Here is a 17,231-nt window from a genome sequence, read left to right as displayed (position 1 = left end):
TAATAGTATAAATGCAATTTTGGCCTAAAAAAAACGACAAGAATTACCCTGATTTTTGGAAAGAGTACCTGGATCTCTTTAACAAGAAAGATCAAAATGGACCTCTAGAAGATCTTCGATTTATTGCTTTTGATACAGAAACTACAGGTTTTGATTATACTCATGATAGGGTATTGTCTATAGGCGCGGTTGGAGTCAAAAATAATAGGATTAATGTATCTGATCAATTAGAAGTGTATCTTGAGCAGGATATTTTTAATGAAGCTACTGTAGAGATTCATGGGATTCGTAAACATGGAGCTTTAGATAAAATTTTTGAAGAAGAAGCGCTACAACAATTTATAGAATATATTGGTAATGCTATTCTAATTGCACATCATGCCAGTTTTGATAGGACAATGATCAATAAGGCACTACAAAGGCAAGGATTAGGTGATTTAAAAAATAAAATAGTAGACACAGGAGTACTTTTCAGAAATTCTAAACATCAAATATATCGTAATGATCGTATGAACTATACTTTGGATGAGCTTTGCAATGATTTAAAAATATCAAAAAGTGATAGACATACAGCCTCGGGAGATGCTTTTATTACTGCAATGGCTTTCTTAAAAATTCTTTCAAAACTTAAGAAAAGTAAAGGTTTTGGTTTAGAAGATATGCTTAGGCTACGGTAAAGCATGCAACGCTTCTACATATAGTGCGTCTTTTTAATGTTAAAATTATTGGATGCGATACATTACCCTCGTTTTTACTTTATTGATTACTTTTTATGGATATACCCAGGAGGGTACGATGCTAAAAGGTAAAGTACTAGTAGATTCTCAACAAGCAGAGGCTATACATATACTAAATCAAACACAGCATATTGGAGTAATAAGTGATGACAATGGTTTTTTCGAGATTAAAGTCAATGTAGGAGATGTTATCGTTTTTTCGTCTATTCAGTATGCTTTAAAACAATATGTTGTACTTAAGGAAGATGTAGATATCGATACTTTTGAAATTAGATTAGAAGTAGCTGTCAATGAATTAGATGAAGTAAGGATCTCCCAGTATTCTTTAACTGGTGATTTGAAAGCAGATATTGTAAATATTCCTACGCATACTAAAAATCTTCCCTTTTGGAATGCAGCCGAACTTAAGCAAATGGGTGTCGGTGGATTTAATGATGCTCAATCACCTGTTAAAAACCAGGTTGTACCTGATGAGATGGATGCCACTCCTATAAATCTTATGGGCTTAGCAGAATTAGCAGGAGATCTTTTTAAAAGTAGGAAAAAAACGAAGGAAGTTGTTTTAGAAATAACTGATTTTTATACCGAAGAATTTTTCGTTCAGGGCCTAAAAATTCCGGAAACCGAATATTATAATTTTCTTGATTATTTAAAAGAACAACCGGGTACTCAACTGGCGTTACGATCACCAGATAAGCTAAAAACATTAGAGTTTATTATAGAACAGAGTCAGGTTTTTAAGTCAAAGTATATTCTTGATTAAAATAACAAAGCACTACTGGTAGTAGTGCTCTTGAATCATAGAAATCATATCTCTTTAGTCGTGAATTACTCGAACTTGAGCCGCAATAATTCCTTTTCGACCTTCTTCCTCTTCATACTCTACTTTGTCACCTTCGTTTAGAGCTTCTCCGTTTAATCCAGATGCGTGTACAAAGATGTCTTTTCCGGTTTCATCGTTGGTGATAAATCCGTAACCTTTTGATTCATTAAAAAATTTAACTGTTCCTTCCATTGTAATAAAATTGTAATAAATATTCGAGATCTAAAGTTAATCTTAAATATTTTATGAAGCGTTATCAAAATGTGAATATTTTAAAAAATCACTTCCTTTTGTCTTCCTTACTCTTTTCATAATTCCTCATTTTATTGAGGTTTTCTTCGGTAAGCATGTAGTCTTTTACCTTTTTGTTTTTCCATCGGTGATAGATAAAAATTGGCATTAGAATAAAAGAAGCAGCTAATATCCCTATACCAACCAGTTTGTCTCCTGTGATATGATCTCCAGAGTTTTTGAAGTAATACCCTACGCAAACAAGTATAATTACTGCTATAAAAAGTATTTTGATGACGTATTTCATTTCACGTTAGATTATCGTGTAAAATTAATCAACTTTCTTCGATAAGAGGTAAGGAGTTTTGATTTAGAAATAAATCCTAAATATTTACCGTCTTTAATTACAGGAAGATTCCATACTCCAGTATCCTGAAATTTTTGCATTACTGTTTTTACGTCATCATTTTCGTAGACAATTACTGTTGATATTTGCGACATGAGTGTTTCAACTTTTATTTTATGATACATGGTAATATCAAACATAATATCTCTAATGTCGTCTAAAGAAACCATACCTATTAAATGATCAAATTCATCTGTGACCGGAAATAGGTTTCTGTTTGATTTAGCGACAGCTTCACTTAATAATTGCTTTAATGTGTAATTTGGTTTTACCGAAATAAAATTAGTTTCTATACAATCTTCTATATTCATCAAGGTTAAGACCGTTTGGTCTTTGTCATGAGTTAATAAATTCCCTTGTTCTGCAAGTTCTCGGGTATAAATATTATGTTCGATTTTATTTTTAGAAATAATAAATGATATGGCTGTGGTAATCATAAGAGGAACAAATAGTTCATAACTCGAAGTAATCTCGGCGATAAGAAATATAGAGGTAAGTGGAGCATGCAATACCCCTGCTATCAAACCGGCCATACCCAATAGAGTAAAATTAGCTTCCGAAACCTGAAAACCAATCCCCAGGTTATTAATTACCTTTGATACTACATTTCCCAGGGCACTACCCATCACCATTGTGGGGATAAATATTCCACCAGAGCCACCTGCCGCAAATGTTGCGGTCATCGCAACGGCCTTAAAAATGGTGATCCCGGTTAATAGCGCAATAACGATCCATATATTGCCTGTCATATCATCAAAAGGAGAGTTTCCGATTGCTTTTAAATGATCGCCATGCAAAAGGTCATTTATAAAACCAAGTCCTTCACCATAAAGTGGGGGTATAAAATATAGCATGATTCCTATGGCAAGTCCGCCAATAAGAAGTCTATGAATTTTTTTTGAAAAGCGGTCAAAGAAATGCAGAATTCCGAAATACATTTTAGTAAAATAGATAGAGGCAACTGCAGTGCCTACACCTAAAATAATGTAAAATGGAGTATCATAAATATCAAATTTTTCTACAACATCGAATCTAAATAATACTTCATCTCCTAAAAAGAAATAGGAGGTAAGTATAGAGGATACCGAAGCAAAAAGTAATGGTAATAACGAGGTAAGAGTAAGATCCAGACTAAAGACTTCTACTGCAAATACCAAACCTGCGAGTGGAGACTTAAAAACGGCAGAAATAGCACCAGCAGCGGCACAACCGATTAATAAAAATCGAGTCTTATCCTTTATTTTAAATAGGTTACTAATATCTGAGCTCAACGTAGATGCTGATCCTATAGCTGGCCCCAGAAGTCCTACAGAACCACCAAAACCTACGGTAATGGGTGCTAAAATAAGAGGTAAATACCCATGAATGGGTTTTATAATCCCGTCTTTTTTGGATAAAGAATGCAAAATCAAGGGTATAGCAGATCGTACATTTTTTTTAATAATATATTTTGTAAAAACATAAACAATTAATAGGCCTATAACCGGTATTATAAAATAAAAAGAAGTTTGCCAGGAGATGATATCGCTTTCTAGAACCACCTGGATCAAGTGGGTAATATTTTTTAATAATAGAGATATAAGACCGGCAGTAAATCCTACAAGAATACTCAGTATTAGAATAAAATTCTTATCAGAAATATTGCGATAGCGCCATTTTAAAAGCTTGTATAGTAAAGTTTTTTTTGAGGGGCTAGACATCTTTTATAAACTCTTGATTAAGTTAAAGGTAATAAAAATCCCGCCATAAGCGGGATTTAATATTTACTGAAATTCTAAAACTCAATAGATTTGATAATATTATAAATCAAGTTTAATATTTAGTTCTTTTAATTGTGCTGTATCAATATTTGCCGGAGCATCGATCATCACATCTCGGCCACTATTATTTTTTGGGAAAGCAATAAAATCCCGTATAGTTTCCTGACCACCAAGAATAGCAACTAATCTGTCAAATCCAAAGGCCAGGCCTCCATGAGGTGGTGCGCCGTATTGAAAAGCATCCATTAAAAATCCAAATTGTGCTTTGGCTTCTTCGGGAGTAAACCCTAGATGATCAAACATCAAAGCTTGTGTTTCTTTATCATGAATACGAATAGACCCTCCTCCAATTTCATTTCCGTTTAATACTAGGTCGTAGGCGTTAGCACGCACATCACCTGGTTTAGAATCTAATAAAGGAATATCTTCTGGTTTTGGAGAAGTAAATGGGTGGTGCATAGCATGATAACGTTCTGTTTCTTCATCCCATTCTAATAACGGAAAATCAACTACCCATAATGGAGCAAACTCTTCTGGGTTTCTAAGACCAAGACGCTCTGCTAATTCCATACGCAAGGCACTTAATTGTGCTCTTACTTTATGTGTTGGACCAGAAAGAACACAAATCAGATCTCCTGTTTTTGCACCTGTTGTTGCAGCCCATTTAGCTAAATCTTCCTGATCATAAAACTTATCTACAGATGATTTATAAGTTCCATCTTCATTACATTTTACATATACCATTCCCAGAGCACCTACTTGTGGGCGTTTTACCCAATCGATAAGCTTGTCAATTTCTTTTCGTGTATACGAAGCTCTACCAGGAACGGCAATACCCACTACAAGTTCTGCATCATTAAAAACTTTAAAATCTTTGTGCTGGGCAACGGTATTAAGTTCACCAAACTTCATCCCAAAACGAATATCGGGTTTATCGTTACCATAGATTCTCATAGCCTCGTCATAGGTCATTCTCGGAAAATCACCAATTTCAATTCCTTTAATCTCTTTAATTAGATTGCGGGTAAGGCCTTCAAATATGTTTAAAATATCTTCTTGTTCTACAAATGCCATTTCACAGTCTATCTGTGTAAATTCTGGCTGTCTGTCGGCACGTAGATCTTCATCTCTAAAGCACTTTACAATCTGAAAGTATTTATCCATACCACCCACCATCAACAATTGTTTAAAGGTCTGTGGCGATTGCGGTAGTGCATAGAATTGTCCTTCATTCATTCTTGAAGGGACCACAAAATCACGCGCTCCTTCTGGAGTGGATTTAATTAAATAAGGAGTTTCAACTTCAATAAAACCTTCCTGAGATAGATAATTACGTACTTGCATAGCTACCTGATGACGAAACATCAAGCTATTTTTTACTGGATTACGACGAATATCCAGATATCGGTATTTCATTCGTATATCTTCACCACCATCGGTGTTGTCTTCTATAGTAAAAGGAGGGACTAAGGCTTCATTAAGTATATTCAATTCGCTTACCAGAATTTCTATTTCACCAGTAGGAATGTTCGCATTCTTAGATTCGCGCTCTATCACAGTACCTTTGATCTGGATTACAAATTCGCGACCCAAAGTTTTGGCTTTCTCTACTACATCCTTAGGAGTACGTTCTTCATCAAAGATCAACTGGGTGATACCATAGCGATCTCTAAGATCCACCCAAATCATAAACCCTTTATCGCGAGTTTTTTGCACCCATCCTGCCAGGGTAACTTCTTTATTGATATCTGAGGCGCGTAATTGGCCACAAGAATGACTTCTGTACATAGTAGCTTGTATTAAGGCAGCAAAAATAAGAAAGTTTTAAGGTATACAAGTATGGATCATAAGAAAATAAGGCGATTGGCAAATTGTTAAATAATACACAGTAGCTTCGAAAATTGTTAATAATGTATTTTTTTAATAATTATGCTAGGTATTTTAGGCAGGTGTGACTTATTTTACACGAACAATTGTTAGTTTTAACATTTTTTTATCAATATCTTTTAATAGATTTAACCGAACATTTAAACAAATCATTATGAAAAAACAAACTCATTTTAGCAGAATGAAGATTCTGCTATTATTAATTTTTGCTCCGGCTATTCTTTTAGCTCAGGAGACCATTACGGGGAAAGTGATGGTAGAGGGTACCGGAGAAGGGGCGCCTTTTGTTAATGTTATTGAAAATGGAACCGATAATGGTACAGCCACAGATATAGACGGTAACTTTTCGATTAATGTTAATGCTTTGCCAGTTCGATTAAGGGTATTTGCTCTTGGATTTGCAACACAAATGGTAGATGTTGCTACAGCAGGAGCGATTACCGTGCAGATTAGCGAATCTTCTGAAGCTTTAGAAGAAGTGGTAGTTACTGGTTTAGCAACTTCTGTAAAAAGAAGTAATGCGGCCAATGCTGTTGCCTCTGTTTCTGCAGAAGATCTTGCAGGGCTAACGCCTCCACAAACCTTAGACGGAGCTTTGGCAGGTAAATTTGCTGGAGCATTAATTACGAAGAGTTCTGGTGCACCAGGTGGTGGGATCTCCGTAAAATTAAGAGGGATAACTTCTATTAATGGTAATTCTCAACCGCTATATATAGTAGATGGGGTATATGTTAATAATGAAAGTATCTCTGCGGCTGGTCTAAATTCAGTATCTGGAGCTGCAAGTGGTGGAAACCCATCTAGCCAGGATAATCCTTCAAACAGGATCGCGGATATTAACCCAGATGATATAGAAAGTGTTGAAGTGCTTAAAGGAGCATCGGCAGCAGCAATTTATGGAGCCAGGGCTGCAGCTGGGGTAATCATTATTACCACGAAAAAAGGAAAAGCAGGAAAGACTAAAATTTCTTTTAGTCAGGATGTTGGGTTTAATAAAATTATTAGATTTAGAGGCCAAAGAAACTTTACTGAAGCAACAGCCGAATCAACAGGTGCTGGTAATGGAGCCTTGTTTACAGCTGCTCGTAATAGTGGTACGCTTGTAGACTACGAAGAAGAAATTTATGGTGAAGAAGGGTTTATTAATAACACTAGCGTTAATGTATCTGGAGGATCAGAAAACACGCAGTTTTATGCCGCTTTTTCAAATAACGATGAAGATGGGATTGTTAAAAATACAGGATATAACAGAAAATCTATACGTTTAAATATTGATCATGGTTTTCTTGAAGATCGGGCTAAACTTTCTTTATCTAGTAATTATATAAATTCTAAATCTGATCGTGGGTATTTTAATAATGATAATACCACTACTACAATAGGTCAATCAGCTACTTTTACATTGCCATGGACACAGTTGTTTCCTAATGCATTGGGAGTTTATCCTGATAATCCTGATGCAGCTTCAAACCCATTACAGACTAGAGATTTGATTACCAATAGAGAAGATGTCAATCGATTTATTGTGGGGAGTACATTAGATGTTAAGTTGTATGAATCCGAAAAATCGAACTTAAAAGCTGTTTTAGGAGCAGGAGTTGATTATTATGAGTTAATAACAACTACTATTTTCCCAAAAACATTACAATTTCAAAAACCTAGTAATGGAGGTGTTAATGGTGTATCTGCATTAGGAACTACAGAAAATAAAGATGCCAATTATTCGGCTTTTTTAGTACATAATTATACCACTAGTAATGATCTTAATTTTAGAACACAAGCAGGGGTTACTAAGCAAACATTTTCTAGAAATACTGTAGGTAATATCGCGACAGACTTAATAGCTTTTGAAACAAATTTAGACCAAGGGGCTAACATAAGCGTGGATCAATTTAGACAAGAACAGGAAGATCAAGGATTTTTTGTACAGGAAGAATTAAATTATCAGGACAAAATCATTGGTACGATTGGGGTAAGAGGTGATAAATCCTCTAATAATGGAGATGCTAATGAATTATTTTATTATCCTAAAGCATCTGTAGCTGTAAACCTTCATAATTTTGATTTTTGGAAAGTTCCTGTAATGAATCAATTCAAGATTAGAGCTGCTTATGGTGAAGCAGGAAATTTTGCGCCTAACGGAGCTTTATTCACAACCTATACAAATACCTTAATTGATGGTATTGCCGGTATTACTGTTCCGGTAGCACCCTTAGCACTTGGAAATCCAGATATTTCTCCAGAACGTCAAAAAGAATTCGAAGTAGGTTTTGATGCAAGTTTCTTAGATAGTAGAATTAACTTAGAATTTTCATATTATAATAAAACCGTTGATGATTTGATCTTGAGATCAAACATTGAGCCTTCATCAGGATTTACTTTAGAATTTTCAAATGCGGGTAATTTAGAAAACAGAGGGGTTGAAATTGGTATAGATGCTGATGTAGTTCAAGGAGATGATTTTAATTGGAATTCTAATTTGATATTTTTTACTAATGAATCGGAAATTACCAAGTTAGATGTAGATGCATTTAATCTTGGAGGATTTGGGCAAGGTTTAGGTACTTTTAGAATAGAAGAAGGAAAAAGTGCTACACAAATTGTAGGTAATGACGCAAATGGTAATTTAGTAGTTTTAGGAGACGCAGCTCCTGACTTCCAAATGACCTGGAGTAACAATTTGAGTTATAAAGATTTTACATTATCATTTTTATGGCACTGGAAACAAGGAGGAGACAATATCAATCTAACTAATTTATTGAGTGATTTTGGTGGTACCAGTCCAGATTTTGATGATATTGATTTGGATCCTGCTGGAGCAACACCCAATGGGCCTTTTAGAATAGGAGCCTTTAGTTCAGGAAATGCAACTCCATTTGTTGAGGATGCCTCGTATCTTAGATTAAGAGAAGTTGGTTTATACTATAACTTGTCAAGTAATATTCGTGAGAAGGTTTTTGGAAAATATGTTTCTAACCTTAAAATTGGATTTTCAGGAAACAATCTAATCAATGTATTTGATTATAATAGTTATGATCCTGAGGTGTCAAATTTTGGATCTAACGGATTGTCGACTGGAGTAGAAGTTACACCATTTCCTACTTCAAAACGTTACTTATTTCACTTAGCTGTTGACTTTTAAACAAAAAATTATAAGAAAATGAAAATAATCAAAATATTTTTAATGGGGATTTTATCCTCAATGATATTCGTATCATGTGAGATTGAAGATGGAAAAGATCTAAATGGGCCTAGTACAGAGTCTATATCCAGTGATTTATCTCGTGGAGAGTTAAGAGATGTAGTATTTGGTATTTTGTCTAGTATGCGTTTTCAGTTAGGTACGCAGGTAGATGGTCAGGCAGTAGCCGGACGAGAATATTGGCGTGTTGCAAGTTCTGATCCGAGATGGACAGCAGATTTATTAACGGGAACGTTGGATAATAATACGTTTTATACGACTAACCCTTACGCTGCTCGTTATGCAACAATCAAAAATGTTAACTTATTACTAGAAGGATTAGCGAATACAACCGAAACGTTTTCTGCAGAGGAAGTCGCAGGAATACGAGGTTTTGCTAATACGATAAAGGCTCATGAATTGTTAATGGTATTAAATCAACAATTTGAAAATGGGATACGAGTAGATGTTGCTGACCCTCAAAATTTAGGGCCTTTCTTAAGTTATGATGATTCTTTAACCGCTATTTTTAATTTGCTAACCGAGGGAGCAACCGATTTATCTAATGCTGGTAGTGGGTTTGCTTTTTCTCTTCCTTCAGGTTTCAGTCAAGTTAGTTTTCTAGAATTCAATAATGCATTGGCAGCTAGAGTAGAAGCCTATCGCGGTAATTATGCTTCGGTACTTACCCTTCTTGGAAATTCTTTTATGAATATGAGTGGAGATCTTTCAACAGGTGCCTATTTTACATTTTCATTAGATGGAGCTGATATTGCTAATCCTTTATTTTTTGCATTAAATAGTTCGTTATCTAATGTAAGGTTAACTCATCCAACATTTATTACTGATGCAGAAGCGGGAGATAACCGATTAAATAAAGTAGTCCTTAGAGATGATCCAATTACTGTAGCTGGGCCAGATGGAGTTGCTAATTCTCCTGATGATTTAAATGCAACTCACGATGTGTTTGTTTATACGAGTAACATTACTTCTGTACCTATTATTAGAAATGAAGAATTGATTCTGTTAGCTGCAGAGGCAAATCATATTACAGATCCTGTTGCTGCTGTAGCCGCTATAGATGTGATTAGAACTGCTGCCGGATTACCTGCATATTCAGGAGGTACTACTCCTGCAGAATTGGTAAATGAAATTTTAAACCAAAGAAGATATTCTCTTTACGCAGAAGGAGGTCATCGATGGATTGATTTAAGACGATTTGGTAGATTAGAAAGTGATTTAGCCGGTTCTATTGATAGGCCAGGTGATGGACTTTTTGATCGATTCCCTACACCAGATAATGAGAATCGATAATAGTATTCAAATTAATATAACAAAAAACGCCGCAATGATTGCGGCGTTTTTTTTTGTGTCGTAGATTTCAAAAATTAAGTGTACATTTTATGGATTAAAGAAGCGTATAGAACCTTTGTTGTTCATATAGACGCACATGCCACATTGGCCACTGCAAAAGGACACACCATTATCTTAGACCAGATTGATGTCCTGGCCAGGCAATACAATCAGGTTGTAGAAAATCGCAGCAGTAACGGCACTAACGACGATACCTCGACTGAGGAATAACATATGTGTAGTACCTCATAAAGTAAAAAGCTATGATTGTATAATCATAGCTTTTGTTTTATTTGCTTACTCATGTGCAGCACGGATTACAAATCCGTGCCATCGGGTTTTTCTTTTAATTGTAGTCTAATTTGATTTGATGTTTTTCTAAGATTTGATTATCCTTAAAATAAATCAGGTATACATCTGAACTTCCGAATAAAGTAAGTTTATCATAACTTAAATCTTTTTCAACTTTAAAAGCTTCTACCATTATATAATCCTTCTGCGGTATAGAAAAGAATAATTTCATACTACCATCTTTACTAGATTTTTTTAAAAGCTTTTTGATAGGATATTTCTTCTTTTCGTACTTGTATTGCTCTTTAGCATTAATTAATGAATCTAATACTTTAGACATTTCTCTTTTCTGTTTTTTTGATATTTCTTCTGCAAAATTTACAATATCAATATCAACTAGAGTATTTGACACTAAAATATCGCCATCATACTTTTGAGACACATAATCATAAGCTAATAAGATTTTTTCATCATCACCACTTTTTTGGTCTTCTAAATTACTAGAGCCACAAGATATAAGCGATATAAAAAATAACAATATTAATTTTTCCATATTTAAAATTCTATAAATTTTTGTGATGCTGTAGTCGGTTTTCTGTTTCCATTTAATCTCTTAAATGAACCTTGACCCATAGGAAGATAAGCTTTTCCACTACTAAATCCACGAGCTTTATAAGAAGTTCTTGTCCCATAGCTTTGCGTAAATGATTGGTTCGACAATTCGCCTCTGATAAGATTCATCCTATCTACAACCCCTCCAGTAGCACCAAATTTACTTTTATCGTCTCCAACTCCTAAACCTAATGCTGAATGATGCATTTCGTGTAAAAACGTCATCCCATAACCAAGAGTATTTTTGTTAACGTTGTTAGAGCCATTTACAAACTTATCTATTTGATTTGGTCCCATATTAATTAATAGTCCTCCTCTGATTGCTGCTGATTTATTATTAATCCTTGCAAACCCAGTCTTTTTGTTATCGACAGCAGATATTAAATCATTTCTAGCTGATTGACTACCTCCATCTACAGTTTCATCTGTTATAACACCATTTTCATCCTCGGAAGCAACCTGTGTTACTATAGCGTTTCCGTCTCCATCTTTTGCATAACCAAGCATTCCTGTCTTACTATCCGCTGAAAGTTGTAAACCTGTTATTTCTGATAAATTATCAACTATAGTTTGAGTATAGTTAGTGTTATTCTTTTTGTCGTATTGTTGTATCGCTCTAAGGTTTATACTATCACCTTTGATTTCTGTATATCGCATTGGACTATTTAGAGCAAATTGGTAAGGTGTTACATTTTTATATTTCTCCGCAAACCTATCTATTTTATTAAATCGTGCAATTGCTGGGTCGTAGTCCCTCCATTGGTAAGCCAAAGTATTTTTCCCTAGTTCCTCTTCAAGTTCTTGACCTTGGAATGTCTGATGGTTATTTTTAGCACCATTTATCACATTATTGTATCCTTTATGTTGTAGTCCAAAAGGATAATAATTCTTCTCTTGGATGATTTCACTTTGAGAGATTGATCCATTCTTATCAGCATCCTTATAGCTCAATCTAATATTATCAAGATGATCCTTAAATTGATAGACATACTTATATCCATCCGCCTCTTTTTCTACATACCCTTCAGGCTGGTTAAAAAATTCAAGATTACCATTCTTATATACATAATTACCAGCATACTCAGTAGTTGTTAAAGAACTTCCTTCTGTCACTACTTTTTTAAGCTTCGTTCCAGCGGCATCATAAATATAGCTAATATTTCCTGTTCCTTCAGTATTTGAGATTGCAAGGGTTTCGGGTAAATTAAGATGGTTATATGTAATGCTACTAATCCCTTTGTTTTGATCGATCGTCATATTACCATTAGCATCGTATACATAGTCGTCATTAGTGTTGGTGCCATCTTTAAAGCCATAGGCTTTATTACCACCATCTATTACGCCTAGTAGTTTATTACCGTTATCATACGTATAGGATAGTGCATCCATGCTGCCAAAACTCGATCCACCTTGATAACCGTTTCTGTTTAGAGACATGATGTTCCCCATTTTATCATAGGTCACTCCCAGCAGGTTATAACTTCCGTTACTGCAAAATCCATCTGTGATTCGGTTAAGATGATCATAACTATACGAATAAGATCGTTTTGTGTTATCGTTGGCTGTTTTCCAGATGGTTTCACTTATATTACCATTATATAAAGAATCAACTCTGTGGGTGTTTTCGGTAACGTTATTATAGTTAATCCCAAAGGCAAAGAGATCGTTACCAAGGGTATTGGCATCGTTGATTCCTCTAAGCCAACCGCGCACGTTATAGGTGTAATCTACCGTTTGTAACCCCTCGGCTACGCTCGGGGCTCCTTGGGCACTGAGCGTAGTCGAAGTGCCTCCTACTTTTTTAGAGACTAATTGCCCTAGTTCGTCATAGGTATTAGCAGCAATCAGTTCTTCATCCTGAGTATTGATCTTTTGGGTTTGTTTCAATACTCTACCCATATGGTCATATTCAAATTTGTCTATGGTTACGATCGCAGCATTACTGCCTTTGGTATGGGTAGTTTTGGTTTCTAATACTTTACCCACAAAATCCAATTTACTTTCTACAACATCAGTAGTATTAAGATATTCATTCTTGCTAGCTACATAAATAGGCCTTCCTTTTGTATCATAATACGTTACCGTGGTAATCCAATCATTAGTACCTAGCACCCTTACTTTGCTCCCGGTAGCTAAGGATCGAGTACGATCTGTGGTGCCTACCCCGTAGACCGTACTCGGTTTTGTGATCCCAGCTGTATCAAACTCATAATTGTCGTAATAATTGATGGTATAAATATTTTGCATACTGGTAGGATAGGCGTCCTTACTATAATGCACATCGGTACCCGCAATACTATTTGGAGTCGCCTCTTTATGCTCGTATTGTTCATACGTAGATGAATACGTTCTGCTTTGCAATATTTTTCGGCTACTGTTATTGATTATTTTACCAGTATAGACTATTCTACCCAGCGCATCGTATTTAGTAAACAGCCAATAATCATATGATTTCCCTGAATTTTCTTTCCTAAGATTCGCATCTTGGGTTAGTACGGGTTGATCTAGTCTATTATAGACAATATATTCCCATCCTTTGCCCGGGATCTTTTTCTCGATCAATCGATTTCTGTAATCGTATCGATACTGGTAACATAGTTCGTTAAGCTCACTATCCGATACTCCGTCTGTAGGACTTAAGGTTACTTTAGGTGGAATTACATACGACAAACGACCAAGATCATCATACACGTAATATGTGTCATGAGGCACACTTGCATTAAATGTTCGTTTAAGCACCACTTGGCCTAGTCTGTTTTTGTATTCTTTGGTAGTGTGGTTATCTACATCTGCCACTGTCCAGTTTTCATCTTTGGTGATGGTAACATAGAGTTCATTAGCTGCATAAAAACCATCTTTTATTAAACTAGGCAGTGCTGTATTGCTAGGATTTGTAAACTGTACTTTAAACCATACAATTTCATCTGCAGTATTGGTACTCCAATCAAATTTTATCGTATGATCAGCATTACTAGTTGGGTCAGCTTTCCAGGCTGCACCTGGTGCTCCTTGTTCTAGTACTCTACCTAATGGTGAGGCTTCATAGATAGATTCACTATAGGCATTTATCTCTGCAACTGGTATTCCTGTAAAATCATCTGCATACTTACTTTGATAGTAGCTATTGATATCATTGATCGGGTTTACAGTTGTAAAACTTCCTTTAGCACCATTTTGACGCTCAAATGGTAAATACTCTTTGGTTTGTCTTCCCAGGTCATCATATTCGATATGAGTGATGATGTCTTTGGCAGTAGGGGAAGCTTTAATAGCAACTTGTTGTTTCGGTCTCCCTAGACCATCATAATACCCAATACTTTCGATTACGTCTCTATTGTGCGTTACCTGATCTGCAGTAGGCATCGCTTTTTGATATACCTTGGTAAACATATAATTTTCATTACTAGGTGTAATCGCCTCGTAAGTTCCGTCTTCGCAACCATTAAAAGCTCCTGCAGTATCAGGACATTGATCATCTGCATTGATAACATATCCTGTGGGTTGCTCGCATTGTTGCACTACACTATTAGGATCTCCAAACCCATCTGCATCTGTATCTGCGTACCATTGGGTATTAGGATGTAGTGAAGCATCACTATCATTACAATCGGTAACAGGTAATACCGTTTGTGTATATCCTGCTCCCGGATTGGTGCATTGCGCGATACTACTACCGGCAAAACCATCTCCGTCACTATCCTTATACCACGTGGGAGCGGGTTGTATAGTGTAGGATACACTTCTGGCTGTTCCCCAACATGCTGTACTATTGTTTCTAGCCCTTAAGTAATAGGTATTACCCGTTGTTCTGGTAATCGACACCCCCGAGCTTGAAGTACTTGTTCCTGAAGCACTGCTCTGCCAATACCAGGTAATCCCGCTAGGTGGTGTACTTCTTGTAAGTCCACTTTTTCCACATTCATTAGATACCGATGGAGCCGAAGGTACTCCTGGTATTGCTTTGATACTATAGCTCACAGTTCTGGCATCGCTCCAACATCCTGAACTGTTATGTTTTGCTCTTAAATAATAGGTGTTTCCGCTAGTGTGCGTAACCGATGTGCTGGTTACCGAAGTACTAGTACCGTTTTCACTACCCTGCCAATACCAGGTGACTCCACTAGGAGGATTACCTCTGGTAAGTATACTCTCACCACATTGATTAGATACCGAAGGTGCTGAAGGTACTGCAGGAACTGTTTTGATACTATAATTTACTGTTCTGGTAGGTCCCCAACATCCTGTTGTATTGTTCCTGGTTCTTAGGTAATAGTTGCTACCACTGGTTCGGGTGATCGATGCATTCGCATTTGAAGTACTCGTGCCGTTTTCACTACTTTGCCAATATACGGTAACTCCACTAGGAACAAAGGTGCTCTTGGTTAGCACACTGTTTCCACAGTTATTTGTTACTGAAGCTTCTGCAGGGATAGGAGGTAGGGCTTTGATACTATAGGATACACTTCTAGACGTTCCCCAACATGCTGTACTATTATTTCTAGCTCTAAGGTAATAGGTACTTCCGCTAGTTCGGGTAATCGATGAACTTGAACTTAAAGTGCTCGTACCGTTTTCACTGCTCTGCCAATACCAAGTAACTCCACTCGGCGGATTAGTTCTTGTAAGTATGCTCTTTCCACATTGATTTGATACACTTGGAGCTGAAGGAGTAGGTGGTGGTGACTTAATGCTATAGTCTACCGCTCTGGCGGTACCCCAGCATCCTGTAGTATTGTTTCTCGCACGCAGATAATATCGACTACCACTGGTCGCCGTAAATGATGCGTTTATTGCGGTTGAATTCCTAGCGGTACCCAAAGCGCTACTTTGCCAATACCAGGTAACACCACTTGGCGGATTACTTCTTGTTAATACACTTTTACCACATTGATTCGATACTGTTGGAGCTGATGGTACTCCGGGTACTGATTTGATACTATAATTAACTGTGATAGCAGTACTCCAGCACCCTGAACTTGTATTTCTTGCTCTAAGATAATATCGGCTCCCACTGGTTCGGGTTAATACTGATATCGTACTTGGAAATGAAGTATCTGTTCCCGAACTACTACTTTGCCAATGCCAGGTTACTCCACTAGGTGGGTTGCTTCTGGTTAATACAGACTTTCCACATTGATTTGATACTGAAGGAGCTGATGGTACATCTGGTACCGCTTTGATGCTATAATTTACAGTTCTGGCTGTGCTCCAGCATCCCGAACTATTATGCCTCGCTCTAAGGTAATATGTGCTACCACTAGTTCTGGTAACCGAAGTGCCGGTTACTCCTGTACTTGTACCACTGGCGCTACTCTGCCAATACCAGGTAATTCCACTGGGAGGGTTACCACGCGTTAATACCGATTTCCCACATTGATTAGAGACAGAAGGAGCAGAGGGAGTTGCAGGAACTGCCTTAACACTATAGTTTACCGTTTTGGCAGAACTCCAACAATAGGTGCTGGTACTATAAGCTCTCAAATAATAAACACTGCCACCAGTCCTAGTAATGGTTTTTGCAGAATTGACCTTGTCCTGACCCGAAGCATTGTTCTGCCAATACCAGATGATTCCACTTGGTGGGTTACCACGCGTTAATACCGATTTTCCGCATTGATTGGATACCGAAGGAGAACTTGGTGTTCCCGGCTTAGGTATTTCGTCAACTTGAGTGTTACAATCATTATCTTTTCCATCACATCTTTCGGTAGCTCCCGGATATACATCGGCATCATTATCGTTACAATCTCCACCTCTGGTCACATAACCAGCGGGGCGAGTGTTACGGCATACCGCCGAACTGTTACTACCATATCCATCTCCATCGAGGTCTCGATAATAAGCTGTTCCACCATCATCTCCAAAACATGGGTCTAGAACTAATTGACTGTAACTTAAGAATGGGCTACATAAAACCCATATCAATATATAGATATATTTATTTTTCATC

General features: G+C 36.6%; 11 protein-coding genes. 5 read left to right on the top strand and 6 right to left on the bottom strand.

Going from position 1 to position 17,231, the window contains the following annotated elements:
- Positions 1–11: 11 nt before the first annotated feature.
- Positions 12–677, top strand: a complete 666-nt coding sequence (locus tag ABW637_RS00630) for a 3'-5' exonuclease (RefSeq protein ID WP_367582685.1) — start codon at positions 12–14, stop codon at positions 675–677.
- A 52-nt stretch (positions 678–729) separates the two neighbouring features.
- Entirely contained in the window at positions 730–1,500 is a 771-nt protein-coding gene (locus tag ABW637_RS00625; RefSeq protein WP_367582684.1) for a BamP family beta-assembly machinery protein, read from the top strand.
- 54 nt (positions 1,501–1,554) lie between these two features.
- Here the strand turns inward: ABW637_RS00625 and ABW637_RS00620 are convergent, their stop codons facing one another.
- The 4 genes from ABW637_RS00620 to aspS form a co-directional block, all read right to left on the bottom strand.
- Positions 1,555–1,752 carry a cold-shock protein gene (locus tag ABW637_RS00620; RefSeq protein ID WP_091408123.1) on the bottom strand — a complete coding sequence of 66 codons (198 nt, stop codon included), beginning with the start codon at positions 1,750–1,752 and terminating at the stop codon, positions 1,555–1,557.
- An 88-nt stretch (positions 1,753–1,840) separates the two neighbouring features.
- Positions 1,841–2,098: a hypothetical protein gene (locus ABW637_RS00615; protein ID WP_367582683.1), complete on the bottom strand. Its 258-nt coding sequence runs from the start codon at positions 2,096–2,098 to the stop codon at positions 1,841–1,843.
- A gap of 11 nt (positions 2,099–2,109) precedes the next feature.
- Positions 2,110–3,897 (bottom strand): chloride channel protein, encoded by a 1,788-nt coding sequence (locus ABW637_RS00610; RefSeq protein ID WP_367582682.1) that lies wholly within the window; start codon positions 3,895–3,897, stop codon positions 2,110–2,112.
- A 99-nt stretch (positions 3,898–3,996) separates the two neighbouring features.
- On the bottom strand, positions 3,997–5,745 hold the full coding sequence (aspS, locus tag ABW637_RS00605; RefSeq protein WP_367582681.1) for an aspartate--tRNA ligase: 1,749 nt from the start codon (positions 5,743–5,745) through the stop codon (positions 3,997–3,999).
- 253 nt (positions 5,746–5,998) lie between these two features.
- Between aspS and ABW637_RS00600 the strand changes: the two genes are divergently transcribed.
- From ABW637_RS00600 to ABW637_RS00590, 3 genes are all read left to right on the top strand, one after another.
- Complete coding sequence (locus ABW637_RS00600; protein WP_367582680.1) at positions 5,999–8,986, top strand: SusC/RagA family TonB-linked outer membrane protein; 2,988 nt, start codon at positions 5,999–6,001, stop codon at positions 8,984–8,986.
- Between the two features lie 18 nt (positions 8,987–9,004).
- Positions 9,005–10,339 (top strand): RagB/SusD family nutrient uptake outer membrane protein, encoded by a 1,335-nt coding sequence (locus ABW637_RS00595; protein ID WP_367582679.1) that lies wholly within the window; start codon positions 9,005–9,007, stop codon positions 10,337–10,339.
- Between the two features lie 78 nt (positions 10,340–10,417).
- Positions 10,418–10,609, top strand: coding sequence for a hypothetical protein (locus tag ABW637_RS00590; protein ID WP_367582678.1), 192 nt, complete (start codon positions 10,418–10,420; stop codon positions 10,607–10,609).
- Between the two features lie 115 nt (positions 10,610–10,724).
- Here ABW637_RS00590 and ABW637_RS00585 read toward each other — a convergent pair whose 3' ends face one another.
- Positions 10,725–11,222, bottom strand: coding sequence for a hypothetical protein (locus tag ABW637_RS00585; protein WP_367582677.1), 498 nt, complete (start codon positions 11,220–11,222; stop codon positions 10,725–10,727).
- A 2-nt stretch (positions 11,223–11,224) separates the two neighbouring features.
- Complete coding sequence (locus tag ABW637_RS00580) at positions 11,225–17,230, bottom strand: DUF6443 domain-containing protein (RefSeq protein ID WP_367582676.1); 6,006 nt, start codon at positions 17,228–17,230, stop codon at positions 11,225–11,227.
- Position 17,231 lies beyond the last annotated feature (1 nt).

Origin of the sequence: Aquimarina penaris (assembly GCF_040786285.1) — a bacterium.
GTDB lineage: Bacteria > Bacteroidota > Bacteroidia > Flavobacteriales > Flavobacteriaceae > Aquimarina.
This window is presented reverse-complemented; position numbering and strand designations above follow the sequence as displayed.

Coding starts and splice junctions, on each gene's coding strand:
- ABW637_RS00630 (WP_367582685.1), top strand. CDS start 12: ATGCAATTTTGGCCTAAAAAAAACGACAAGAATTACCCTGATTTTTGG.
- ABW637_RS00625 (WP_367582684.1), top strand. CDS start 730: ATGCGATACATTACCCTCGTTTTTACTTTATTGATTACTTTTTATGGA.
- ABW637_RS00620 (WP_091408123.1), bottom strand. CDS start 1,752: ATGGAAGGAACAGTTAAATTTTTTAATGAATCAAAAGGTTACGGATTT.
- ABW637_RS00615 (WP_367582683.1), bottom strand. CDS start 2,098: ATGAAATACGTCATCAAAATACTTTTTATAGCAGTAATTATACTTGTT.
- ABW637_RS00610 (WP_367582682.1), bottom strand. CDS start 3,897: ATGTCTAGCCCCTCAAAAAAAACTTTACTATACAAGCTTTTAAAATGG.
- aspS (WP_367582681.1), bottom strand. CDS start 5,745: ATGTACAGAAGTCATTCTTGTGGCCAATTACGCGCCTCAGATATCAAT.
- ABW637_RS00600 (WP_367582680.1), top strand. CDS start 5,999: ATGAAAAAACAAACTCATTTTAGCAGAATGAAGATTCTGCTATTATTA.
- ABW637_RS00595 (WP_367582679.1), top strand. CDS start 9,005: ATGAAAATAATCAAAATATTTTTAATGGGGATTTTATCCTCAATGATA.
- ABW637_RS00585 (WP_367582677.1), bottom strand. CDS start 11,222: ATGGAAAAATTAATATTGTTATTTTTTATATCGCTTATATCTTGTGGC.
- ABW637_RS00580 (WP_367582676.1), bottom strand. CDS start 17,230: ATGAAAAATAAATATATCTATATATTGATATGGGTTTTATGTAGCCCA.